Annotated in this window: 19 protein-coding genes and 1 pseudogene; 7 read left to right on the top strand and 13 right to left on the bottom strand. The window is 68.4% G+C overall.

Features of this window, described 5'->3' with window-relative positions; all coding sequences use genetic code 11:
- Positions 1-32: 32 nt before the first annotated feature.
- Positions 33-452 carry an NUDIX domain-containing protein gene (locus ACZ60E_RS28020; protein WP_469444031.1) on the bottom strand — a complete coding sequence of 140 codons (420 nt, stop codon included), beginning with the start codon at positions 450-452 and terminating at the stop codon, positions 33-35.
- Positions 453-500: 48 nt separating this feature from the next.
- Positions 501-953, bottom strand: coding sequence for a hypothetical protein (locus ACZ60E_RS28015; RefSeq protein WP_469444028.1), 453 nt, complete (start codon positions 951-953; stop codon positions 501-503).
- Between the two features lie 486 nt (positions 954-1,439).
- On the opposite strand from ACZ60E_RS28015, the gene ACZ60E_RS28010 reads away from it, so the two are divergent.
- The gene (locus ACZ60E_RS28010) at positions 1,440-1,835 is read left to right on the top strand and encodes a GntR family transcriptional regulator (RefSeq protein WP_469444026.1); all 396 of its coding nucleotides are present in this window, start codon (positions 1,440-1,442) and stop codon (positions 1,833-1,835) included.
- 216 nt (positions 1,836-2,051) lie between these two features.
- Here the strand turns inward: ACZ60E_RS28010 and ACZ60E_RS28005 are convergent, their stop codons facing one another.
- From ACZ60E_RS28005 to ACZ60E_RS27995, 3 genes are all read right to left on the bottom strand, one after another.
- Positions 2,052-2,615 carry a flavoprotein gene (locus ACZ60E_RS28005; RefSeq protein WP_469444024.1) on the bottom strand — a complete coding sequence of 188 codons (564 nt, stop codon included), beginning with the start codon at positions 2,613-2,615 and terminating at the stop codon, positions 2,052-2,054.
- Positions 2,612-3,847, bottom strand: a complete 1,236-nt coding sequence (locus ACZ60E_RS28000) for a helix-turn-helix domain-containing protein (RefSeq protein ID WP_469444022.1) — start codon at positions 3,845-3,847, stop codon at positions 2,612-2,614. The genes ACZ60E_RS28005 and ACZ60E_RS28000 overlap by 4 nt, the downstream gene beginning before the upstream one ends.
- Positions 3,848-4,092: 245 nt before the next feature.
- Positions 4,093-5,940: a pentapeptide repeat-containing protein gene (locus ACZ60E_RS27995; protein WP_469444021.1), complete on the bottom strand. Its 1,848-nt coding sequence runs from the start codon at positions 5,938-5,940 to the stop codon at positions 4,093-4,095.
- Positions 5,941-6,335: 395 nt separating this feature from the next.
- Between ACZ60E_RS27995 and rlmN the strand changes: the two genes are divergently transcribed.
- From rlmN to ACZ60E_RS27975, 4 genes are all read left to right on the top strand, one after another.
- Positions 6,336-7,442, top strand: a complete 1,107-nt coding sequence (gene rlmN / locus ACZ60E_RS27990) for a dual-specificity RNA methyltransferase RlmN (RefSeq protein ID WP_107021791.1) — start codon at positions 6,336-6,338, stop codon at positions 7,440-7,442.
- A gap of 272 nt (positions 7,443-7,714) precedes the next feature.
- Positions 7,715-8,815: a thiamine ABC transporter substrate-binding protein gene (locus ACZ60E_RS27985; RefSeq protein ID WP_453795477.1), complete on the top strand. Its 1,101-nt coding sequence runs from the start codon at positions 7,715-7,717 to the stop codon at positions 8,813-8,815.
- The gene (locus ACZ60E_RS27980) at positions 8,791-10,503 is read left to right on the top strand and encodes an ABC transporter permease (protein ID WP_384813433.1); all 1,713 of its coding nucleotides are present in this window, start codon (positions 8,791-8,793) and stop codon (positions 10,501-10,503) included. Before ACZ60E_RS27985 ends, ACZ60E_RS27980 begins: the two co-directional genes overlap by 25 nt.
- A gap of 2 nt (positions 10,504-10,505) precedes the next feature.
- Positions 10,506-11,546, top strand: coding sequence for an ABC transporter ATP-binding protein (locus ACZ60E_RS27975; RefSeq protein ID WP_384813436.1), 1,041 nt, complete (start codon positions 10,506-10,508; stop codon positions 11,544-11,546).
- Between the two features lie 512 nt (positions 11,547-12,058).
- Here ACZ60E_RS27975 and ACZ60E_RS27970 read toward each other — a convergent pair.
- The 7 genes from ACZ60E_RS27970 to ACZ60E_RS27940 form a co-directional block, all read right to left on the bottom strand.
- Positions 12,059-12,712: an LAETG motif-containing sortase-dependent surface protein gene (locus ACZ60E_RS27970; RefSeq protein ID WP_384813439.1), complete on the bottom strand. Its 654-nt coding sequence runs from the start codon at positions 12,710-12,712 to the stop codon at positions 12,059-12,061.
- A 166-nt stretch (positions 12,713-12,878) separates the two neighbouring features.
- Positions 12,879-14,012 (bottom strand): LOG family protein, encoded by a 1,134-nt coding sequence (locus ACZ60E_RS27965; RefSeq protein WP_469444017.1) that lies wholly within the window; start codon positions 14,010-14,012, stop codon positions 12,879-12,881.
- 120 nt (positions 14,013-14,132) lie between these two features.
- On the bottom strand, positions 14,133-14,540 hold the full coding sequence (locus ACZ60E_RS27960; RefSeq protein ID WP_384813444.1) for a VOC family protein: 408 nt from the start codon (positions 14,538-14,540) through the stop codon (positions 14,133-14,135).
- 143 nt (positions 14,541-14,683) lie between these two features.
- The gene (locus ACZ60E_RS27955; protein ID WP_469444015.1) at positions 14,684-16,087 is read right to left on the bottom strand and encodes a hypothetical protein; all 1,404 of its coding nucleotides are present in this window, start codon (positions 16,085-16,087) and stop codon (positions 14,684-14,686) included.
- Positions 16,069-16,842 carry an ABC transporter ATP-binding protein gene (locus tag ACZ60E_RS27950; protein WP_384813449.1) on the bottom strand — a complete coding sequence of 258 codons (774 nt, stop codon included), beginning with the start codon at positions 16,840-16,842 and terminating at the stop codon, positions 16,069-16,071. The genes ACZ60E_RS27955 and ACZ60E_RS27950 overlap by 19 nt, the downstream gene beginning before the upstream one ends.
- Positions 16,843-17,063: 221 nt before the next feature.
- Complete coding sequence (locus tag ACZ60E_RS27945; protein WP_384813452.1) at positions 17,064-18,461, bottom strand: aspartate aminotransferase family protein; 1,398 nt, start codon at positions 18,459-18,461, stop codon at positions 17,064-17,066.
- Positions 18,446-18,970, bottom strand: coding sequence for an Lrp/AsnC family transcriptional regulator (locus ACZ60E_RS27940; RefSeq protein WP_107021782.1), 525 nt, complete (start codon positions 18,968-18,970; stop codon positions 18,446-18,448). Before ACZ60E_RS27940 ends, ACZ60E_RS27945 begins: the two co-directional genes overlap by 16 nt.
- 210 nt (positions 18,971-19,180) lie before the next feature.
- On the opposite strand from ACZ60E_RS27940, the gene ACZ60E_RS27935 reads away from it, so the two are divergent.
- Positions 19,181-20,617 (top strand): gamma-aminobutyraldehyde dehydrogenase, encoded by a 1,437-nt coding sequence (locus ACZ60E_RS27935; protein WP_384813457.1) that lies wholly within the window; start codon positions 19,181-19,183, stop codon positions 20,615-20,617.
- A 106-nt stretch (positions 20,618-20,723) separates the two neighbouring features.
- Here ACZ60E_RS27935 and ACZ60E_RS27930 read toward each other — a convergent pair whose 3' ends face one another.
- Positions 20,724-21,314: a hypothetical protein gene (locus ACZ60E_RS27930; RefSeq protein ID WP_469444012.1), complete on the bottom strand. Its 591-nt coding sequence runs from the start codon at positions 21,312-21,314 to the stop codon at positions 20,724-20,726.
- 182 nt (positions 21,315-21,496) lie between these two features.
- Between ACZ60E_RS27930 and ACZ60E_RS27925 the strand changes: the two are divergent.
- Positions 21,497-22,148 (top strand): annotated as a pseudogene (locus ACZ60E_RS27925) (response regulator transcription factor).
- Positions 22,149-22,180 lie beyond the last annotated feature (32 nt).

The following is a 22,180-nucleotide window of genomic DNA, read 5'->3' as shown; positions in this document are numbered from 1 at the left end:
CGTTTCAGGTGGATGCGGGTTGGTCTTGCCCGTCAGAGCAGAGCGACCGCGTCGAGGATGTCGGCGTGGTCGAACGCCAGCGGCGGCAGGTCGCTCAGGGGCCACCACTGGGCGTTGGTCGCGTCATCACCAGCCTCGACGATCGTTCCGGGGATGACGGTCAGGTGGTAGGCGACGGTGACGTACCGTCCGCGCGGGTCACGATCGGGCTGGTCGAACGTGCCGACCTGGTGCAGCTCTTCCGGTGCCGCGTACACGCCAGCCTCTTCGCCGAGCTCACGGGCAGCGGCGGCGCGACTCGTCTCACCGGGGTCGACGTGACCGCCGGGCAGCGCCCACTGCCCCTTGAACGGGTCCCAGCCGCGCTCGATCAGCAGGACGTACCCGTCGGTCGTGGTGACGACGACATCGGCGGTGTAGCGGATGGTCTCGAAGGTGTCGATGCAAGTCATGTCAGCTCAGATCCCGATCTGCTCAGAAGGGGCGGTGGTGCGGTGCGGTCAGGCGTAGACGTGTCGGGCACCCGCGGTGCGGAGCGCTGTGTGTGCCTGGCGGGCTCGAAGGCCTGCTGCGTCCAGCTCCTCGGCAGGCGCGTCGCCCAGGGCCATCGCGGCGTCGACCGCTTCCTGAGCGAGGGCGAGAAGGTGACTGTCCGGCGTGGCCATGAACAGGGTGTCCATGGCGCTGGTGACAGCCGAGCGGGCCGCGTACCGGGCTTGGCGCGTCTCGCTCGTGTCGGCCTGTCCTTCCCGGCGGGCCACGATCTTCAGGTACTGCTGTTCGCGGTGGCCGACCAGCGCGGCGAGCAGCGCCGGTATCGCTTCGGCGAGCGCCTTACGGCGCTGCTCAGCGGTGGCCGTACGGGCGGTGCGGGTCGTGGTCAGGTGCTGCATGAATCCGGCGACGACGGTTCCGGCGAGCGTGCCCAGTACGGCGATGAGCGTTGCGGTCATGATGACTCCCAGAAAAGCGAAGGGATGTTCCGGCTCCCCTCAGCCCTGTTCGTGCGAGACGACCAGGGGAGGCAACCGGCAGCGGCGTTCGGCCGCTGAGTCGATGGAGGCGAGGGACGGACCCTCGCGAAGGTGCTGCGGACTTCAGATCAGGCAATGCCGGTCACCACCCCGAGGGGTGGATCCGGGCAGGTCACCCGGCCCGACATGGGCGGTCGGGATGGTGACCCGCACCCATCGACCACCCGTGTACAGGTGGCTGGGTCGGCACTCTGTTGAGTTGTCAAAGATCCATCGCTTCCTTCGAGCCCGTTTCACGGGGCTCTCCGGGCGTTCGTGCAGGTCAAGCAGTTGTGAACACAGCGGGTGAAGCCCTTCCGAGCTCGCCGTGCTGCTGTGGCTCTAGATTGACCTAGGTCAATCTGGCTGTCAAGAGGGTGCGGAGAAGGATCAGAGATTGACCTAGGTCCGGTTACTCTCAATGTCATGGACCAGAGCCCCGAAGCGCCCAGGCAGACGCCCACGGCCAAGGAGATTGCGGCGGAGTTCCGCGAGAAGATCGCGGGTTCCGATCGCGAGTACGAGCCGGGGGACCAGCTCCCAGCCGCTCGCAAACTCGCCAAGGAACTTGGCGTGCAGCTCATGACTGTGCAGAGCGCGTTCGGTCAGCTTCGTGACGAGGGGCTGGTTCTCACTCAGCAGGGCCGCGGAACGTTCGTCCGTGACCCTGCCGTGCCTCTCGGCACGGAGCCCGGAAGCAGCCCAGCATTCAGCGCTTTGGCGGCAGAACTCAGCACGATCCATGACGCCCTCCACTTGCTGGGGGAGCGTCTGGACCGGCTTGAGCGGCTTGTGGGCAGCGAGACTCCACCCTCGCCGTGAGTTCGTCCGCGCGCCTCAGTAGTTGTTCGACCTTGACGCGCGCCTCACTCAAACTCGCCTTGATGAGCGCGAGTTCAGCAGGAGTTATGCCTTCCGGCTCGCCGCTTCGCTCATTGATCCCTGACATGCCAATGAGCATGTAGCCGGGAACGGCAGAGGACCCGGACAGTCTGTCCGGGCCCTCTTTCCTTGCAGGTCAGGGAAGTTGACGATCCGTCATCGGCTGGCCTCATCGACCGTGTCGAGTACGGTCGCCCATGGGAGGCCCCGCCCCGCCGGCGCTTCCCGCGGCTCGTACAGCGGCCATACGTCCGGGCCCTGGACAACGTGCACGCCTCCGGCTCGAAGGGTGTCGATGTGGCGCTGCCACGCCGGGTGGCGAGCGTGCGCCGCATTCACCCGAGGGAAGACGACGACAGGCAAACCGAGAGTGCCGATAGCCTCGCCCACTTGCGTCAGTGCCTGGTTGTCCATCAGGCCGGTCGCGAGCTTGGCGACCATGTTGGCCGATGCCGGGGCCACCACGTAGCAGTCAACCAGCGGGTGCGGTCGGGCCTCCCCGGGCAATCGCGGCTCATCGCGCACGGGGAGGCCGGTCAGCTTCTCCAGCCGCTCGGCCTCGCCGCTCAGCCGTAGCCACTGGCCTGCGGTCGGCGTCAGTGTGACGGCTACTTGCCAACCACGGTCCATCGCGGGCTCGACCAGGCCGGTGCGCAGTGCCTCCACACCTCCGGCCGCTGAACCGACGACTCCCAGCACCCCGCGCTTGCCTGCGCTCACTGCACCGCCCTGCACCGTTGAGCCATGACGAACACCTCGGACGAACGTGAGCCACCCGATACCGGAGACTGCTTGATCAGGTCTCGCAGCGTCTCACGCACCCTGGGATTGTTGCGTACGAGCTGCGGTGATGTGCGCTCAGCGGTTCGGAGTTCCGTGAATGCCTCATCGCCTTGTCCGCTGAGCGACAGGGCACGCGCGAAGTCGATTCGGTGCGACACGCTGCGTTCCTGCGGCATGTGGTCGACATTGATCCGGCCGTGATCCACCACGTACGACACGTTGTCGAGATCCAGTTCAATGGACAACCGGTGAAGCAGGACGTTCGTGGGCCCGAAGCCGGTCTGCCAGTAGTTTTCATCCGAGCCGAGGTCATCCGCGAGTTCCTCGGCTCGGTCCAACAGACCCGTTGCAGTCGGCCGGTCCTGATGGCGTGCCGCGGCCACGGCCGCCCGGAGGTGGATCATCCCCAGCAGACTCAGCGCCGCGGGATCGTTGTCGGACACCCGAGAGGACAGCCACACGGCGGCGGTGTTGCCCAGCTCCAATGCGTCGTCGTACCGACCGTTGGCCAGCAAGGCATGCGTGCCGGAACGTGCGGCCGATGCCAGTACAAGCGGGTCGTCCGACTCGTCCGCGGCACGCATCGCGCGCTCGGCAGCGAGCCATGAGATGTCCGATTCGCCGATCTTCGCGAGCGTTGTCGCTGCGAGGTGGTGGGTACGGGCTGATACTGCCCAGCAGTCGCTACGGTCCTCCCCGCGCCGTGCCGCTCGCTCCTCCAGTTCCTGTGCGGTCTGGAGAAGCGCGGGCAGTGCGGCGATGACGCTGCCGAGTCGCCCGCCCTGGTAGTCGTTCCATGCATGCTCCACCCGCACGGCCACAGGCGCGGGCATAGGGAGCTGCACCTCGGCCTCAGGGCCAAAGAGCAGACGAGACAGTCGGCGCGGGCTCATGAGCGCGTCGCGCACGGCCGGAACGTCGTCGTGCTGCCTCTCGTCCTCCATGAGTACGGTCTGACCTAGTAGATCCCCGAGGGGAACGCGCAGGATGCGCGACAGTTCCCCGAGCATGTCGATGCGGGGTGGCTTCCGGCGACCCGTTTCGATCTTCGCCAACCAGTCGGTGCTATAGCCGACCAGCCCAGCCAGAACCTCTTGCGTGTAGCCGCGGCGCTTGCGGTAGAACGCGATCCGCTCGCCGATGCTGAGGTGATCTCCGAGACCACGCATTGCGTGTTGCCTCCTGGTGGTGGTGGGGCTGATTTCACGGTACAGAGCCAGTGCCTGAGCGGGTAGCTGACGCCGTGGCTTGGCATCAGTCCTCACAGCGTGCATGCCGCGAGAATGAGGGACCCGGACAAACTGTCCGGGTCCCAACTTCAAACAGTGCCTCGGGCGGCTTTCGAGAGAGCAAGTGCGAGGGGCGTGACGTCGGGGCCTCGTCCCGCCTAGGCAGTCATCTCCAAAAATTTCCGTTATCTCTTTAGCCGCCCACGAACGGAAAGCGCAACGAGACCTAGGAGAACCGGTTCAGAGAAGCGGGAGGCCATTTCGATGTAGTCGCCAGCGGTAGTGAGCTCCTGACCGCTGGAGCGGAAAACGACTGAATTGAGGGTGACCTTTAGTGATTTCTCGTACCGTTCGGAAGTGAACCATTCGTCGTTGGGGTTCTTCACATCTGTTTTATCGATCTCGAAAGTAACCTTCCCCCCGTTCGGCGGGACTATGCCGGTAGCCTGCTGTTTCGACGATTCCTGAGGCAATCCAAATGCCATCATGGCTAAAATGGTGGTCAGCATCGCTAGGAGGAGCCACCCTAGCGCGCGCGACGCACGTAGCCCGTAGCCCGATAGAAGCCAGTACAGTTGCAGCAGCCAACGCTCGGATGCACTCCATTTGCGGCTGAGGCGCCTCATCTCCATTTCCCCGTAATAGAAGTCTGCGGCGCCGGGCTCATCCTTTGCGTCCTCGCGCGACTTCCGTAGTTGCCGATAAATTATCGCCAATGCGTCGTACCGAGGAACGACTCTATCTATTGGCCCGCCACCCCAGATGTGGTGAGATGAGATTCTGCCCGAAAGGGCACGCCGACGTCGTTCCTCTTCGATGACTTGGCGGCTCGTGTGACGAAACGGCGGCATTATAGAGAAGCGGTGAGGGCTCCGGTTGAAATGCCAGCGACCTTCAAGGCGCAGTTGGTCGAGATGGATTGCTCCGCTGAAGGTGCACTCCGTAAGCGAGAGGCTCGCGACGGTCAACATTGCACAGTCGACACCTCTAAGTGATGTCAGCGATGCGATTGACGTAATGGCGCCAGTTCTGAAGTTTATGGTCGAGGGCGCCCCAATGACATCGACTGGCTGATTAAGAATCGCATGTGTCAGGTCTATGCTGGCCCGCGCCACTTGAAGTGAGGCATGCGAACCGAACAGGGTATGCCGTAGGCGTATCTTGCTCGCATCCACGATGATCAGGACTGGATGCTCGAAATGTGTGTGTGATAGATCCAAAAGTTGTTCGCATTGGATTGGACCGAACCTCGAAATCTCTGCGAATCGTGCACCATCAAAAATCGCATCGACACTCGCTTTGACATCCCGGAAGTTGGCAGCCCTTAGGAACTCTGATTCGTTGAACTCGACGACGCCGTTGAAGGTGACGCCCTTGAATATGGCGGCATTCTGGAAAGTTGCCCTATGGAAGGACGCCTCTGTGGTGAATTCCGCTCTCTCGAATAGGGCCCAATCCAGAAAACGAGCCCCGTCGAAGTTCGCCTTCTTGAAATGTGCGTCTTCGAAAAAAGCGTCTTTGGTGAAAGTTGCATCCTCGAAGTTTGCCCAGTCCGAGAACTTCGCCCCGTCGAATGAGGCGCCCTCGTGAAATTTTACTTGACCGAAAATCGCCGAATTCCTGAAGTGGGCTGCGCTGAAATCAACGCCCCCGAGGAACTCGACCTCGTCGAACATGGACACTCCTTCAAACTCTGATGACGTAAATGAGATGTGATTTCGGAAGACCCCCGTCATTCTTGTGACGTCGCCGGTGAATTTGCAGTTATGGAAGCTAGCTTGAGTTCTTCCCATGCTGAGAACGGAAGTGATGTGCCGGAAAAGATCCGCATCGATCGTCGTTCCTTGATAGCTCACTCTGGGTCGCTCGTGCATGGAATTGAAATGCCTGCCACGTTCGTTTGCTGAAAGATGCGAAAGGCATTTCGTGTAAGGCTCGACAACTTCGCCTTGGCACAGAGAAAAGCTATCCGCGATTTCTTCGGTTTGGGAACACTCGGCCCATTGGCGAGTCGGCGGCGCGGGGTCGGTCATTCTCCACCGGTACCGCACTTGAGGTACGTCTGTCCGTGACATTGCAATTTTGTGAGCGAACGCCCGGAGCTCGACGGGGCAACGTCCTCCACGAAGTCCGGCTCGTCATAGCTTGGTCTCTACGAATCTCGTGCCTCTCCAGGTCTTCCCCATGAGGCGCTGGTCGGTTAGCCGCAGGCCAGGAGGAGAGGATCGATGCGGCCCGTTACAACGGACCCCGTGGTACCAGATGCGAGACTCTCAGGTTATGCGTCGTCCCAGGTCACCTGCCCGTTGCTGGGCCGTCTGTGGGCCGTCTGAGGGGGGCCAACGACGACCGACAACGACCGTCAACGACCGCCCCCGGGGCCGACGGCCGCAGGTCACACGAATCGATCTGCGACACTGGTACAGCCATGCCTAAGCCCGGAGAACTCACATTCGTCGCCCCCCGCGGAGCCAAGAAGCCGCCGCGGCACCTTGCCGATCTCACGCCTGCCGAGCGTAAAGAGGCCGTTGCCGCGGTCGGGGAGAAGCCGTTTCGTGCCAAACAGCTCTCGCAGCACTACTTCTCGCGGTTCGCGCACGACCCCGAGCAGTGGACCGACATCCCTGCCGGCTCGCGCGCCAAGCTGCAGGAAGCCCTGCTGCCCGAGCTGATGACGGTCGTGCGGCATCTGTCCACCGATGACGACACCACCCGCAAGACCCTCTGGCGGCTCTTCGACGGCACGCTCGTCGAGTCCGTGCTGATGCGCTACCCGGACCGGGTCACCATGTGCATCAGCTCACAGGCCGGCTGCGGGATGAACTGCCCGTTCTGCGCGACGGGACAGGCCGGTCTCGACCGGAACCTGTCGACCGGCGAGATCGTGCACCAGATCGTCGACGGCATGCGGGCGCTGCGCGACGGGGAGATCCCCGGCGGCCCGGCGCGGCTCAGCAACATCGTCTTCATGGGCATGGGCGAGCCGCTCGCCAACTACAAGCGGGTCGTCCAGTCCATCCGTGCCCTCACCGACCCGGAGCCGGACGGGCTCGGGCTCTCGCAGCGCGGGATCACCGTGTCGACCGTCGGTCTGGTGCCCGCCATCAACCGGTTCGCCGACGAGGGCTTCAAGTGCCGTCTCGCCATCTCCCTGCACGCACCGGACGACGAGCTGCGCGACACCCTCGTACCGGTCAACACGCGGTGGAAGGTACGGGAAGTGCTGGACGCGGGCTGGGAGTACGCGGCCAGGTCGGGGCGCCGGCTCTCCATCGAGTACGCGCTCATCCGGGACATCAACGACCAGGCGTGGCGCGGTGACCGGCTCGGGCGGATGCTCAAGGGCAAGCCGGTGCATGTGAACCTGATCCCGCTGAACCCGACGCCCGGCTCCAAGTGGACCGCCTCGCGGCCCGAGGACGAGAAGGCGTTCGTCGAGGCGATCGCGGCCCATGGAGTGCCCGTCACCGTCCGGGACACCCGTGGTCAGGAGATCGACGGGGCGTGCGGACAGCTCGCGGCCACCGAGCGGTAGTCTGGCGAGGCGTACGGACATTCCGTACGACGGCATTTTCGTACGACGGCATTTTCGCACGACGGCATCTTCGTATGACGACATCTTCATATTCCGACAGGGGAGCGCCACAGCGCTGAGAGTGCGGGACAGCCCGCAGACCCTCTGAACCTCGCCCAGGTCATTCTGGGTAGGAAGTTCGGTCACTACTCAAGCTGTTGCGCCCTGCCCGGGATCCGTTCGAGGTCCCGGGCAGGGCCGCGTCTCTTCCTGGTCAACCCAGGAGGAATCGAGTGAGCACCAAGAGCAGCACCTTCAGGATCACCGCCGTGGTCGCGGCCACCGGTCTCGGCCTCGCCGCGCTCGGCGCCTGCGGCTCGTCCGACTCCGGGGACGGCGACGGGGGCTCCGGCTCCAAGACCGTCACCCTCGTCAGCCATGACTCCTTCGCCTACACCAAGGCCGTACTGAAGGCGTTCGAGAAGGAGTCCGGGTACAAGGTCCGGGTCCTCAAGGACGGCGACGCCGGGCAGGCCGTCAACAAGGCGATCCTCACCAAGGACAACCCGCAGGGAGACGTCTTCTTCGGCGTCGACAACACCCTGCTCTCCCGCGCCCTCGACAACGGACTGTTCCAGTCGTACGAGGCCAAGGGCGCGGACGGCATCCAGGCCCGGTACCGGGTCGACCAGGACAAGCACCGGGTCACGCCCATCGACTCCGGAGACATCTGCGTCAACTACGACAAGGCCTGGTTCAGCGAGCACAAGCTGGCCGTGCCGACGTCGTTCGACGATCTGATCAAGCCCGCGTACAAGGATCTCCTCGTCACCGAGAACGCCTCGACCTCCTCGCCCGGCCTCGGTTTCCTGCTCGGCACCGCTGCCGAGTACGGCGACAAGGGCTGGGAGGGCTACTGGAAGAAGCTCAAGGCCAACGGCGTGAAGGTCGTCGACGGCTGGGAGCAGGCCTACAACGAGGAGTTCTCCGGGTCCGCCGGCGGCAAGAAGGCCAAGGGCGACCGGCCGCTCGTCGTCTCGTACGCCTCCTCGCCACCCGCCGAGGTCATCTACGCCGACCCCAAGCCGAAGACCGCGCCGACCGGAGTCGCGGACGGCACCTGCTTCCGCCAGGTCGAGTACGCGGGCCTGCTCAGCAACGCGAAGAACACCGAGGGCGGCAAGGCGCTCATCGACTTCCTGGTCGGCAAGCAGTTCCAGGAGGACATGCCGCTCAACATGTTCGTCTACCCGGTGATCGAGGGCGCCAAGGTGCCCGACGCGTTCACGCAGTACGGTCCCGCCGCCGCGAACCCCGAGACCCTGGACCCCGCCAGGATCGCCGACAACCGTGACGAGTGGGTCAAGTCATGGACCTCGCTCGTACTGAAGTAGAGCCCCGCGCGCGCCCCCGGTCTGCGCGGTCTGCGCGCCGGGGGAGCGTGGCACGGCTCGGGCTCATGGTCGTGCCCGCCGCGTTCTTCGGGGTCTTCTTCGCCTATCCGGTCGTCGCGATCACCGTCCGCGGGCTGAAGGTCGACGGGGTCTGGCGGTTCGGGCGGATCGCGGACGTGCTCGGACAGTCCGACATCCGGCACGTCCTGTGGTTCACGACCTGGCAGGCGCTCGCCTCGACCGCGCTCACCCTGCTGGTCGCACTCCCCGGCGCGTACGTCTTCGCGCGCTTCGAGTTCAGGGGCAAGCAGATCCTGCGGGCCGTCGTCACCGTGCCGTTCGTGCTGCCGACGGTCGTCGTGGGAACGGCCTTCCTGGCACTGCTCGGGCGCGGCGGGCTCCTGGACGAGCTGTGGGGCGTACGCCTGGACACCACCGTCTGGGCCATCCTGCTCGCGCACGTCTTCTTCAACTACGCGGTCGTCGTCCGCACGGTCGGCGGCCTCTGGTCGCAGCTCGACCCGCGGCAGGAGGAGGCCGCCAGGGTGCTCGGCGCCTCCCGGTTCGCGGCCTGGCGCAGGGTGACCCTCCCGGCGCTCGGCCCGGCCGTCGCCGCCGCCGCGCTCATGGTGTTCCTCTTCACCTTCACCTCCTTCGGCGTCGTGCAGATCCTCGGCGGCCCCACCTTCTCCACGCTCGAAGTCGAGATCTACCGGCAGACCTCGGAGATCTTCGACCTCTCCACGGCCGCCGTGCTGACGCTCGTCCAGTTCGTCGCGGTCGGCGCGATCCTCGCCGTCCACGCCCGGACCGTACGGCGGCGGGAGACGGCCCTGCGGCTGGTGGACGCGGCCACGACCGCACGACGGCCGTACGGGGCGGGGCAGTGGGCGCTGCTCGCGGGAGTCCTCGGCTCCATCGCCGTCCTGCTCGTGCTGCCGCTGGCCGTCCTGGTCGAGCGCTCGCTCGACGCCCCCGGCTTCGGCTACTACAAGGCGCTCACCCGCAACGAGGGCAGCCTCTTCCTCGTCCCGCCCATCGACGCCGTCGGCAACTCGCTGCGGTACGCCCTCGCCGCGACCGCCATCGCCCTGCTGATCGGCGGACTCGCCGCCGCCGCGCTCACCCGGCGGGACACCGGACGGCTCGGACGTCTCGTCCGCGGCTTCGACGCGCTGCTCATGCTGCCGCTCGGCGTCTCCGCCGTGACCGTCGGCTTCGGCTTCCTCATCGCGCTCGACGAGCCGCCCCTCGACCTGCGGAGCACCTGGATCCTGGTGCCGCTCGCGCAGGCGCTGGTGGGCGTCCCCTTCGTCGTACGGACCATGCTGCCGGTGCTGCGCGCGGTCGACGGACGGCTGCGCGAGGCCGCGGCGGTGCTCGGGGCCTCGCCCTGGCGGGTGTGGCGCGAGGTCGACCTGCCGATGGTGCGGCGGGCGCTGCTGATCGCGGCCGGGTTCGCGTTCGCGGTGTCGCTGGGCGAGTTCGGCGCGACCGTCTTCATCGCACGGCCCGACAACCCGACGCTGCCGGTCGCCGTGGCGCGGCTGCTCGGGCGGGCCGGGGACCTCAACTACGGGCAGGCCATGGCCCTGTCGACCCTCTTGATGCTCGTGTGCGCGGTGGCGCTGCTGGTCCTCGAACGCCTTCGCACCGACCTTCGCTCCGACCGGACGGGAGAGTTCTGACGATGCTCGAACTGGATGGGGCGACCGTACGGTTCGCAGGGCGGGCCGTGCTCGACGACGTCGGGCTCGATGTCGCCGAGCACGAGATCGTGTGCGTCCTCGGGCCCAGCGGCAGCGGCAAGTCGACGCTGCTGAGGGCGGTCGCCGGGCTGCAGCATCTCGACGACGGGCGGGTGTTCCTGGACGGCCGCGACCTCGACGGGGTGCCCGCGCACAAGCGGGGGGTCGGCCTGATGTTCCAGGACCATCAGCTGTTCCCGCAGCGCGATGTGGCTGGAAACGTGGCCTTCGGGCTGCGGATGCACGGGGAGTCGAAGCAGCGACAGGCAGTCAGGGTGGGGGAGTTGCTGGCGCTCGTGGGGCTGCCGGGCGCGCAGGGGAGGGCCGTCGCCTCCCTCTCCGGGGGCGAACAGCAGCGGGTCGCGCTCGCCCGTGCGCTGGCTCCGCGGCCCCGGCTGCTCATGCTCGACGAACCGCTCGGCCAGCTGGACCGCTCGCTGCGTGAACGGCTGGTGGTAGAACTGCGCGAACTCTTCGGCGAATTGGGCACCACCGTGCTCGCGGTCACCCACGACCAGGGCGAGGCCTTCGCGCTCGCCGACCGGGTCGTCGTGATGCGGGACGGGCGGATCGCCCAGTCCGGTACGCCGCTTGAGGTCTGGCAGCGGCCGGCCGACGAGTTCGTGGCCCGCTTCCTCGGCTTCGAGAACGTGACCGGGGCGACCGTCTCCGGGGAGGCCGCGGCCACGCCCTGGGGCAAGCTGCCGGTGCCTTCGGGAACTCCGCAGGGTGAGGTCACGCTGCTCGTCCGGCCCGCGGGGGTACGGCTCGTACCGGTCGCGGAGGGGCTGCGGTGCGCGGTGGCCGCGCGGACCTTCCGGGGCACGCATGTCGCCGTGCAGCTGCAGGCGGAGGGGGCGCCGCGGTTGGAGGCGGCGTGTGCGTTGCGGGACGCGCCGGGGGTGGGGGAGGAAGTGGGGGTGGCCTTCGACGCGGCCGACGTTGTCGTGCTCGGGCGCGCGGACCTTCCGGGGGCCTGCTGATGTGTGGTCCGTGGTGGCGCTCGGGTGCCGCTCAGGATGTGCCCGTCGGGGGCTGGGTGGGTGTTGTGGGGGCCTGGGAGGATGGGCCCGTCGTCCAGGGCGTTCGGCTCGCGCCGGGTGCGGAGGTGGACGCGTGGGCGGTCCGTGGGGCCGGGGGACTCGACCTGCGGGTCGGTGGGGGCCGGTCGCGCCGTTCCCCGCGCCCCTGAAGGCGACAAGCCTGCGCCGTTCCCCGCGCCCCTGAAAGACAAAAGATTGCGCCGTTCCCCGCGCCCCTGGTGGGTTGTGCCGGTCCCTGTGCGTCTGAAGGCGAAGGATTGCGCCGTTCCCCGCGCCCCTGAGAGCGACAAGTCAAGCCTGCGCCGTGGCCCGCGGCCCTGGGAGTAACAAGCCGAGCCTGCGCCGTTGCCCGCGGCCCCGGGAGCGTCCCCGAGGGCGGCCCTCGGTGGTCCCGGACGCAGTAGTGGCCCGTCCCCTCTGAACTGGTGAAGGGGCGGGCCACTACTGGTGGGTCAGCGGGTCTTTGCTGCGCCTCGGCGGCGGAGCGCGAACATCACGCCGGCGCCGGCCGCCACGAGCGCGGCCGCTATGCCGGCGATCGCACCGGTGTTGGAGCTGGAACCGGTCTCGGCGAGGTTCGAGTCACCCGCGGGGGACGGGGCGTTGTCACCGGTCGACGCGGCCGGAGTGGACTCCGACTCGGACGGCTCCGGGGACTCGGCGGGCTCCGAGGGCTCCTCAGCCGGCTCGGAGGGCTTCTCCGAGGGCTTCGGGGTCGCCGGAGGGGTGGTCTCCGGGGACTCGCAACCCTCGGACGGGGTGACGAGGTTCTCCTTGATGTCCTCGTCGACCTGGTTGCCGGCCTTGACGTGCACGCGGTACGTCGCGTTCGGCTTCCAGTCCTCGGCGAAGTCGATGGTCACGCCCTCGCGCGTGCCCTTGACCTCCTGCTCACCGACGAGCTTCGCGTCGGCACCGTTCGACTGGAGGAAGACACTGACCGTGGCCTTGACGCCCGACGGGTCCTTGTCGGTGACGCTGATGATGCCCTTCGTACCGTCGCACTTGGCGACGGCCGAGAACTCGCTGATGTTGCAGGCGAGCGCGTTGCCGGCGAGACCGAGCGTGAGCGCGGCCGAGGCGGAGGCAACTCCGAGAATGCGCACAGAACGTGCGGTACGGCGAGATATGGACACGATTGCCCTTCACGGGATGCACAAAATGAGGGGGGTTGATGGGAGCTACTGAGAAACAGCAATCCCAGACGCCTCACAGGTTTATTGGGCACCGTCCGCGGTTGTCAATCCGTGTGTCCGTCTTGCCCCTTGGCTTTTAGGTTTCATTTACACGCGACAGGCGGTCGAGGGCCTCCGGGGCCTCCTCGATCCGGTCCACCAGCGCGATGCGGGACTCCATCGGGCGGTCGCGGGCGAGGGCTTGGAGGAGCGGCCAGGCGGGCAGCCGCTGCGTCCAGTGGGCGCGGTCCACCAGGACCATGGGGGTGGGTTCGCCGCGTGACCCGTAGTAGTTGGGGGTCGTGTTGTCGAAGATCTCCTGGACCGTCCCGGCGGCGCCGGGCAGGAAGACCACGCCCGCGTTCGAGCGGGCCAGCAGGCCGTCCTCGCGGGTGGCGTTGGCGAAGTACTTGGCTATGTGGGAGGCGAAGGCGTTCGGCGGCTCGTGCCCGTAGAACCAGGTGGGGATGCCGACGGAGGCGTTGCCTTTCGGCCACCGCTCGCGCACCTCGAAGGCGGCGCGCGCCCAGTCGGTCACCGACGGCACGAACGACGGCGCCTTGCCGAGGAGTTCGCACGCCTCGTCCAGCATGCCGTCGCGGTACGGGGCCGCGTACGCGCCGAGGTTGGCCGCCTCCATCGCGCCGGGGCCGCCGCCGGTCGCCACCGTGAACCCGGCGCGGGCGAGCGCGCGGCCCAGCCTGGCCGCGTCCCCGTACGCGTCCGTGCCGCGGGCCAGTGCGTGGCCGCCCATCACGCCCACCACGCGCGCCCCGCGCAGGAGTTCGTCGAGGGCGTCGGAGACGGCGTCGTCGTGGATCGAGCGGAGCATCGACGCGTAGACGTCCCCGTCGGCCCGGGTCCGCTGGAACCAGTCGTACGCGACCGCGTCCGGCGTCGCCTCGTACCCCTTGTCGAGGGAGCGGAACAGCTCGTCGGGCGTGTAGAGGTGGCCGCGGTACGGGTCGAACGGCACACCGGGCAGGGGCGGGAAGACCAGCGCGCCGTCGGCCCGGATCTTCGCCGCCGCGCTGTCCCGCATCGGGCAGCCCAGGAAGACGGCGCCCGCGGTGTCGCTGGCCAGCAGCTCTTTCGTACGATCCGTCAGATCGACGGCCTGGACGCGGAAGCCGGTGAGGGTGCCGCGGGCCGAGACGGTCGCATCGAACTCCTCCAGCGTCTCGATCTCACGGTCGTTGTGATGGGCCACATGGGCGGGGCTCGTCTGCACCCGCCCATGTAAGCACGGGCTGTTCGAGCGCCGCCCGTTCGGCGGTGACCCCTTCGGACGCGGACGGGCGCGCGGACGGGGGCGCGGACAAGGGCGCGTACGGGAGCGTGGGCGGGGGATTCAGCCCTGGACGACGGACGGGTCCATCCACATGACCTCCCAGGTGTGGCCGTCCGGGTCGTCGAAGGCGCGCCCGTACATGACCCCGTGGTCCTGGGTCTCGCCGCTCGCCGAGCCGCCCACCGCGATCGCCTTGTCGACCAGTTCGTCGACCTTCTCGCGGCTCTCGGCGCTCAGACACAGCAGCACCTCGCTGGTCTTCGTCGAGTCCGCGATCTCCTTCTTCGTGAAGTCCGCGTAGCGCTGCTTGTTCAGCAGCATCGCGACGATCGTGTCGCTGATGACGACGGACGCGCAGTTCTCGTCCGAGAACTGCGCGTTGATCGTGTAGCCGAGCTCCGAGAAGAACTTCTTGGACACGTCCACGTCGTTCACGGCGAGGTTCACGAAGATCATCTGCTGGTACATGGGAGGTCCTCCGTCGGGTGAGTTGCTGTTCGGAGGGTCAGACCGGGAGCCCGCCGAAAAGTCATCGGTCCGCGCGAATCTTTTTCGTACGGGCGCTCGATCACGCGGTGGATCACGTGATCGGCCCGTCTGCGTACGCCGGGTCAGCGGACCAGTGGCATGGCCGCCAGCTCCGCGATCGCCCAGGTCAGAGGGGTGAGGACGACGATCAGGGCCCCGGCGCGGAGGGCGGCGGCGGCGCGCAGCGTCGAGGCGGGCGCGCCGATCCGCAGCAGGGCCGCGGTGGTGTCGGCGCGCGCGTCCCTCGCCTCGACGGCGGCCGTCAGCAGCGTCGCCAGGGCGCACCCGGCGACGAGCAGCAGGCCGAGGGTGGTGAGGGGGCCGATGCCGGGGCGCGTACCGCTGTAGAGCACGGCCATGGCGTACGTGCCCGACGCCACCGCGCACACCACGCCGAGCGGACGGCCGATGCGGGTCGCCTCCTCCATGAGCACGCGTCCGGCGAGCAGGCGTGTGGCGCTCGGCCGTACGGACTGGAGGAGTCGGCCGCAGAGGTGGGTGAGGGCGGGGCCGGCGAGTGCGAGGCCCAGTGCGGTGAGGGCCCAGCCGACGAGTACGCCGAAGGGGCCTCCTGTGAGGCCGCCCGGTAGTGCGGGGCCCTCGTGGGTGCTCCTGCCCGCGTATGCCTCCACGGCCAGGCCTGCGGCCAGTACGGCTGCGCCCCAGGGGAGGCCGGTGGGGGTGGGGAGGGGGTGGGGGTGGGGGTGGTTGGCGTCGTGGGGAGTCTGCGGGCCGGTGGGGGCCTGTCGCGCAGTTCCCCGCGCCCCTTCCGGGGTGGGGTTGTCGGGATTCTGCGGGTCCGTGAGGGTTGCTCGCGCAGTTCCCCGCGCCCCTTTCGGGGCCGGAGGTGGCTGTGTGTCGTTGTTCGGGTGGGAGCCGAAGCGGCCGTATGTGCTGGAGCCGATGCGGTCCGTGGAGCGGCCGTAGCCGCCGAAGCCGCCCAGGCGGGTCGGGCGTCCGCCCGCCGTGGGGAGCGGGCCCCTCGGGCGCAGTACCAGCGCGCCGGCCGCGGACGCGAGGACCGGTACCAGGGCCAGCAGCGTGAGCGTGGCGGGCAGGGGCAGCGGCTGGTTCGCGGCGAGGAACCCGGCCGCCTCGCCGTCGAAGGGCAGGCCCGTCAGGCCGCCGCGCAGGTGCAGGAAGAACAGCAGGGCGACCATCGAGCCCAGCGTGCAGGACACCGCGGTGGACACGGCCGCCAGGATCATCAGCTGCCCGGGTCCCAGACCGATCGCCGCGAGCCCGGCCCGGGGGCGGGTGGCCGGGTCGGTCCGGGCGACGGCGACCGCGAACTGCACGGTGGCCGCGATCGGCGCGAGGCACCAGGCGAGCCGGAGCACGGCCGCCGTGGACGCGTCGGGGTGCCCCAGCGCGTATCCCAGGGTGCACAGGAGCAGGAAGCCGGTGCCCGCGGACGCCGCGGCGACGAGGAGCCGGCGGAACTGGACGGCGGGGTTGGCCCCGCGGACTAGGCGGAGAGCGAGCACGCGGCCCGGCCTTCCGTCTCGGCGGGCCCGGTCGCCCCGGCCTGCTCGGGTGGGTCCGCGACCGGTGGCAGATGGACCGTGTTCACGCGCCGCCCGTCGAGCAGCGACACCGTGCGGTCGGCGAGCGCCGCGGTGTCCGCGTCGTGCGTGGCCAGCACGACCGTGATCCCGTGCGAACGGGCCGCCGCGGTGAGCGTGCGCAGCACCTGCGCGCGGTCGGCGCGGTGCAGCGGCGCGGTGGGCTCGTCGGCGAAGATCACGCTCGGCGCGGGCGCCAGGGCGCGGGCGATGGCCACCCGCTGGCGCTCCGACTGGAGCAGGGCGTACGGGCGCTTGCGGGCGCAGCCGCCGACGTCGAGGCGGTCCAGCCACTCCAGCGCGGCGGTCTTGGCCCGGCGGCGGCTCACCCCGCGCAGCATCAGGAGCAGGGCGGCGTTCTCCCAGGCGGTCAGCTCGGGGACGAGGACCGGTGCCGGGTCGATCCAGCCGAACCGGTCGCGGCGCAGCCGTTCGCGGTTCGTCGGGCTCATGGTGTGGACGGGCGTGCTGTTGAACCAGACCTCGCCCTGCTGTGCCAGGAGCTGTCCCGACAGGCACTGCAGGAGGGTCGTCTTGCCGCTGCCGCGCGGGCCGCCGACGGCGAGGATCTCGCCCTCGCGAACCCCGATCGAGACGCCGGAGAGTGCGGGTGAGCCGTTGTGCTTGACGTGCAGGGCACGTGCCCAGAGCACGTCGTTGTCCGGCGGAGCCGCCATCGCGTACACCTCTTCAGATCTGATTTGCGCTGCCCGGGCGTCCTCGGAAGGTCACCGGGTCCCCCGGTCGGGGGAACGAAGGCAGGGCCGATCGGTCACTGGGCACGCTAGGGAGTCGGGGCCCGGAGGCCGGACAGCACGCGGCCCCGGGGCGCGCATTCTCACTCGAACGGGCGGCACCGGGGCCGGTGTTGATCACTTGTTCAGCTCAAAGGTTCAGCTCACAGCTTCGCCCAGGCCTCCGTCAGCACCTGGCGGACGATCCCCTCGATCTCGTCGAACGTCGACTGGTCGGAGACCAGCGGCGGCGACAGCTGGATGACCGGGTCACCGCGGTCGTCGGCGCGGCAGTAGAGGCCGTACTCGAAGAGCTTCTTGGAGACGAAGCCGTAGAGCACGCGCTCCGACTCCTCGTCCGTGAAGGTCTCCTTGGTGGCCTTGTCCTTCACCAGCTCGATGCCGTAGAAGAAGCCGTTGCCGCGGACGTCGCCGACGATCGGCAGGTCGTGCAGCTTCTGGAGGGTGGAGAGGAACGCGCCCTCGTTCGCCAGGACGTGCTCGTTGAGCTTCTCGCGCTCGAAGATGTCGAGGTTCGCGAGGCCGACGGCGGCCGACACGGGGTGACCGCCGAAGGTGTAGCCGTGCAGGAAGGTGTTGTCGCCCTTGTAGAACGGCTCGGCGAGGCGGTCCGAGATGATGCAGGCGCCGATCGGGGAGTAGCCCGAGGTCATGCCCTTGGCGCAGGTGATCATGTCCGGTACGTAGTCGAACTTGTCGCAGGCGAACATCGTGCCGAGGCGGCCGAAGGCGCAGATGACCTCGTCCGAGACGAGCAGTACGTCGTACTGGTCGCAGATCTCGCGCACCCGCTGGAAGTAGCCGGGCGGCGGCGGGAAGCAGCCGCCGGCGTTCTGCACGGGCTCAAGGAAGACGGCGGCGACCGTCTCCGGGCCCTCCATGAGGATCTGCTCCTCGATCTGGTCGGCGGCCCAGCGGCCGAAGGCCTCGGGGGAGACGCCGGAGCCGTTGTCGAGGAACGCGGGCGCGCGGTAGATGTTGGTGTTCGCGACCTTGTGCGCGCCGGGGACCAGCGGCTCGAACGGGGCCTTCAGGGCGGGCAGGCCCGTGATGGACAGGGCGCCCTGCGGGGTGCCGTGGTAGGCGACCGCGCGCGAGATGACCTTGTACTTGGTCGGCTTGCCCTGCAGCTTGAAGTACTGCTTGGCGAGCTTCCACGCCGTCTCCACGGCCTCGCCGCCACCGGTGGTGAAGAAGACCTTGTTCAGGTCGCCGGGAGCGTGGTGCGCGAGGCGCTCGGCCAGCTCGACGGCCTTCGGGTGGGCGTACGACCAGATCGGGAAGAAGGCCAGTTCCTGGGCCTGCCTGGCGGCCGTCTCGGCCAGTTCGGCACGGCCGTGGCCCGCCTGGACCACGAACAGACCGGCCAGACCGTCGAGGTAGCGCTTGCCCTTGTCGTCGTAGATGTAGGTCCCCTCGCCACGGACGATCGTGGGGACGGGCGCGTTCTCGTACGAGGACATGCGGGTGAAGTGCATCCACAGGTGGTCGTACGCGGTGCGGCTGAGGTCCTTGGCAGTCACGGCTATCGGGTTCCCCACATGTAGGTCTGCTTCTTGAGCTTGAGGTAGACGAAGCTCTCGGTGGAGCGCACGCCGGGCAGGATCCGGATGCGTTTGTTGATGACGTCCAGCAGGTGGTCGTCGTCCTCGCAGACGATCTCGGCGAGGATGTCGAAGGAGCCCGCGGTCATCACCACGTACTCGACCTCCGGCATGGCGGTCAGCGCGTCCGCGACCGGTTCCAGGTCGCCGTCGGCGTTGATGCCGACCATCGCCTGTCTGCGGAAGCCCACGGTGAGCGGGTCCGTGACCGCGACGATCTGCATCACGCCCTGGTCGAGCAGCTTCTGGACGCGCTGGCGCACGGCCGCCTCGGAAAGGCCCACGGCCTTGCCTATCGCTGCGTACGGCCGGCGGCCGTCCTCCTGGAGCTGCTCGATGATGCCGAGGGAGACGGCATCCAGCTGGGGGGTGCCGCTCCTGGACTCACGGGAGTCCCGGGGATCCCTGGGGTCTGCGCTTCGACTGGCCACGCGCTCACTGTGCACGAGGGCTCGACAGTTCCGCAAGGTGTGATCGATGAAATTCGTTGTTTACGTGTTCCAAGTCTGCGGATTTCGCAGCTCTGGGGCCAGCGGGGGTGTTGAAAACGTCGGGGCGAGGATTAGGGTGGGCATCCAGGCGTCTCAGGTAGTGGACACCGGGGGCGCGGGACCGTAGAAGGACAGTCGTAGGACATCCGACAGGAGGGCCGGGCAGTGAGCACCGAGCTGCGTCGTCTGCGTAATTACATCGCCGGAGAGTTCCGCGATGCCGCCGATGGACGGACCACGGACGTGGTCAACCCCGCGACGGGCGAGGCGTACGCCACCGCGCCGCTGTCCGGTCAGGCCGACGTCGACGCCGCGATGGAGGCCGCCGCCGCGGCCTTCCCCGCCTGGCGCGACCAGACCCCCGCCGAGCGCCAGAAGGCCCTCCTGAAGATCGCGGACGCCTTCGAGGAGCGGGCGGAGGAACTCATCGCCGCGGAGGTCGAGAACACGGGCAAGCCCATCGGACTGACCCGGTCCGAGGAGATCCCGCCCATGGTCGACCAGATCCGCTTCTTCGCGGGCGCGGCGCGCATGCTGGAGGGCAGGTCGGCCGGCGAGTACATGGAGGGCCTGACCTCGATCGTCCGCCGTGAGCCGGTCGGTGTCTGCGCCCAGGTCGCGCCGTGGAACTACCCGATGATGATGGCCGTGTGGAAGTTCGCCCCGGCGCTCGCCGCGGGCAACACGGTCGTGCTCAAGCCGTCCGACACCACCCCGGCCTCCACGGTCCTGATCGCCGAGATCATCGGCTCGATCGTCCCCGAGGGCGTCTTCAACGTCATCTGCGGCGACCGTGACACCGGCCGCGCGATGGTCGAGCACCGGATCCCGGCCATGGCGTCCATCACCGGTTCCGTACGGGCGGGCATCTCCGTCGCGGAGTCCGCCGCCAAGGACGTCAAGCGCGTCCACCTGGAGCTGGGCGGCAAGGCGCCCGTCGTGGTCTTCGAGGACACCGACATCGCCAAGGCCGTCGAGGACATCTCGGTGGCGGGCTTCTTCAACGCGGGCCAGGACTGTACGGCCGCCACCCGCGTCCTCGTACAGGAGTCCATCCACGACGAGTTCACGGCCGCGCTCGCCAAGGCCGCCGCCGACACGAAGACCGGGCAGCCCGACGACGAGGACGTGCTGTACGGGCCGCTCAACAACCCGAACCAGCTCAAGCAGGTCTCCGGTTTCATCGAGCGGCTGCCCGCGCACGCCAAGGTCGAGGCGGGCGGCCACCGGGTCGGCGAGAAGGGCTACTTCTACGCCCCGACCGTCGTCTCCGGCCTGAAGCAGGACGACGAGATCATCCAGAACGAGGTCTTCGGCCCGGTCATCACCGTCCAGTCCTTCACGGACGAGGCCCAGGCCGTCGAGTACGCGAACGGCGTCGAGTACGCGCTCGCCTCCTCCGTCTGGACGAAGGACCACGCGCGCGCGATGCGCATGTCCAAGGTCCTCGACTTCGGCTGCGTGTGGATCAACACGCACATCCCGCTGGTCGCGGAGATGCCGCACGGCGGCTTCAAGCACTCCGGCTACGGCAAGGACCTGTCGGGGTACGGCTTCGACGACTACACGCGCATCAAGCACGTGATGACGTCGCTCGGCTGAGCGTTCGGTAGGCGGTACGGGGTACGCGGTACGAGGCCCCGGGCGGGAGTTGGTCCGCCCGGGGCCGCTGCCGGTGCCGGGCGCGGGCCCGGCGAGTCGGCGTGGGTCAGCTGCTGAAGACGAGCCCCCCGACGCTCGACTCCGTCGTGTCGCCGCCCTCGCGCCGATCACCGCTCCCCTTCTCGTGCTGCCGGATCTCGCCGCAGCCGCCGGGGGCCGGGACGGGCCCGCCGCCCTTCCCGGGCAGGTCGCCGGGCGGGACGGGGAGTTTGACGCCGATGTCGTCGAGGATGTCCTGACAGGCCTTGGCCGCCTTGCGGAACTCCTTCAACGTCGGGTCCGGGCGCTTCGCCCCGTCACCCTCGCCCCTGTCGATCCGTACCTTCACCCCGCGGCCCCCGTCCGCCGTGTAGACGACGATGTCGGGGAAGTCCTCCAGACCGTTGTCACGCATGCACTCGGTGTACGCGCGGGACGCCTTGTCCTGGCGCTTCCAGTCGGTCGAGTCGTCGTCCTTCGGCGGCTTCGGGGACGACGAGCCGCCGTCGGACGAAGATCCACCGCCGGACGACGAGTCATCGCCCGACGGTGATCCGGCGGCCACGGACTGACCGGCGTACACCCCGCCGAGTGCGAGTGCGCTGATCAGGGCGCAGGCCGCGGCCAGCCGGCGGTGCCGTTTCGTCGAACTCCGCATGAGGTCCTCCCTGGTGTCTTCCGTTGTGTCGGCCGTTCCGGGGACGTCGGTCCCCGGTCGGGACCACCTCAGCGCGCGGGCGGTTACGGCACGGGAACGGGCGCTCTTACCACCCTGTTACCGGCCGGCGGGCACGCTGGCCGCAGGGTTCGCAACAGCCGGAGACGCAGCCGGAGATGCCGATGCGCGTATTGGTGGTCGAGGACCACGAGGAGCTCGCCGAGACCGTCGCGGCGGGACTGCGCAGAGAGGGGATGGCCGTCGATCTCGCACTGGACGGCCATGCGGCGCTGGAGCGGGCCACGGTCAACGGATACGACGTCGTCGTGCTCGACCGTGACCTGCCCGGACTGCACGGTGACCGGGTCTGCCGGGCCCTGGCCGAGGGGGGCAGCCGGGCGCGGGTACTGATGCTGACCGCGTCCGGCACGGTCGCCGACCGCGTCGCGGGGCTCGGGATGGGCGCCGACGACTACCTGCCGAAGCCCTTCGCCTTCACCGAACTCGTCGCGCGGATACGGGCCCTGGGGCGGCGCGCAGCCCGCGTTGCCGCCCGTTCTGGTCCGCGGCGGCCTGCGGCTCGACCCCGCCCGCCGGGTGGCGTCCCGCGAGGGGCGGCAACTGCCGCTCAGCCCGAAGGAGTTCGCGGTCCTGGAGCTGCTGATGGCGGCCGGCGGGGCGGTCGTCTCGGCCGAGGAACTGCTGGAGCGGGGCTGGGACGAGGCGGCCGATCCCTTCACCCAGACCGTGAAGGTGACGGTCAGCAGGCTGCGGCGCAAGCTCGGTGAGCCACCGTTGATCGAGACGGTGGCGCAGGCCGGGTACCGGGTGTGAGCGGTGTGGGTGGCACGGGCGGTATGGGGGGG

The sequence above is a fragment of the Streptomyces sp. NPDC102514 genome, assembly GCF_055584525.1.
The sequence above is the reverse complement of the archived record's forward strand: the minus strand, read 5'-3'. Positions and strand labels throughout refer to the sequence as shown.

Bases quoted from the DNA above. Each gene is read 5' to 3' on its own strand.
- ACZ60E_RS27960 (WP_384813444.1), bottom strand. From the start codon at position 14,540: ATGTACCAGCAGATGATCTTCGTGAACCTCGCCGTGAACGACGTGGAC.
- ACZ60E_RS28015 (WP_469444028.1), bottom strand. From the start codon at position 953: ATGACCGCAACGCTCATCGCCGTACTGGGCACGCTCGCCGGAACCGTC.
- ACZ60E_RS28010 (WP_469444026.1), top strand. From the start codon at position 1,440: ATGGACCAGAGCCCCGAAGCGCCCAGGCAGACGCCCACGGCCAAGGAG.
- ACZ60E_RS27950 (WP_384813449.1), bottom strand. From the start codon at position 16,842: ATGGCGGCTCCGCCGGACAACGACGTGCTCTGGGCACGTGCCCTGCAC.
- ACZ60E_RS28020 (WP_469444031.1), bottom strand. From the start codon at position 452: ATGACTTGCATCGACACCTTCGAGACCATCCGCTACACCGCCGATGTC.
- ACZ60E_RS28000 (WP_469444022.1), bottom strand. From the start codon at position 3,847: ATGCGTGGTCTCGGAGATCACCTCAGCATCGGCGAGCGGATCGCGTTC.
- ACZ60E_RS27975 (WP_384813436.1), top strand. From the start codon at position 10,506: ATGCTCGAACTGGATGGGGCGACCGTACGGTTCGCAGGGCGGGCCGTG.
- ACZ60E_RS27980 (WP_384813433.1), top strand. From the start codon at position 8,791: ATGGACCTCGCTCGTACTGAAGTAGAGCCCCGCGCGCGCCCCCGGTCT.
- ACZ60E_RS27995 (WP_469444021.1), bottom strand. From the start codon at position 5,940: ATGACCGACCCCGCGCCGCCGACTCGCCAATGGGCCGAGTGTTCCCAA.
- rlmN (WP_107021791.1), top strand. From the start codon at position 6,336: ATGCCTAAGCCCGGAGAACTCACATTCGTCGCCCCCCGCGGAGCCAAG.
- ACZ60E_RS27930 (WP_469444012.1), bottom strand. From the start codon at position 21,314: ATGCGGAGTTCGACGAAACGGCACCGCCGGCTGGCCGCGGCCTGCGCC.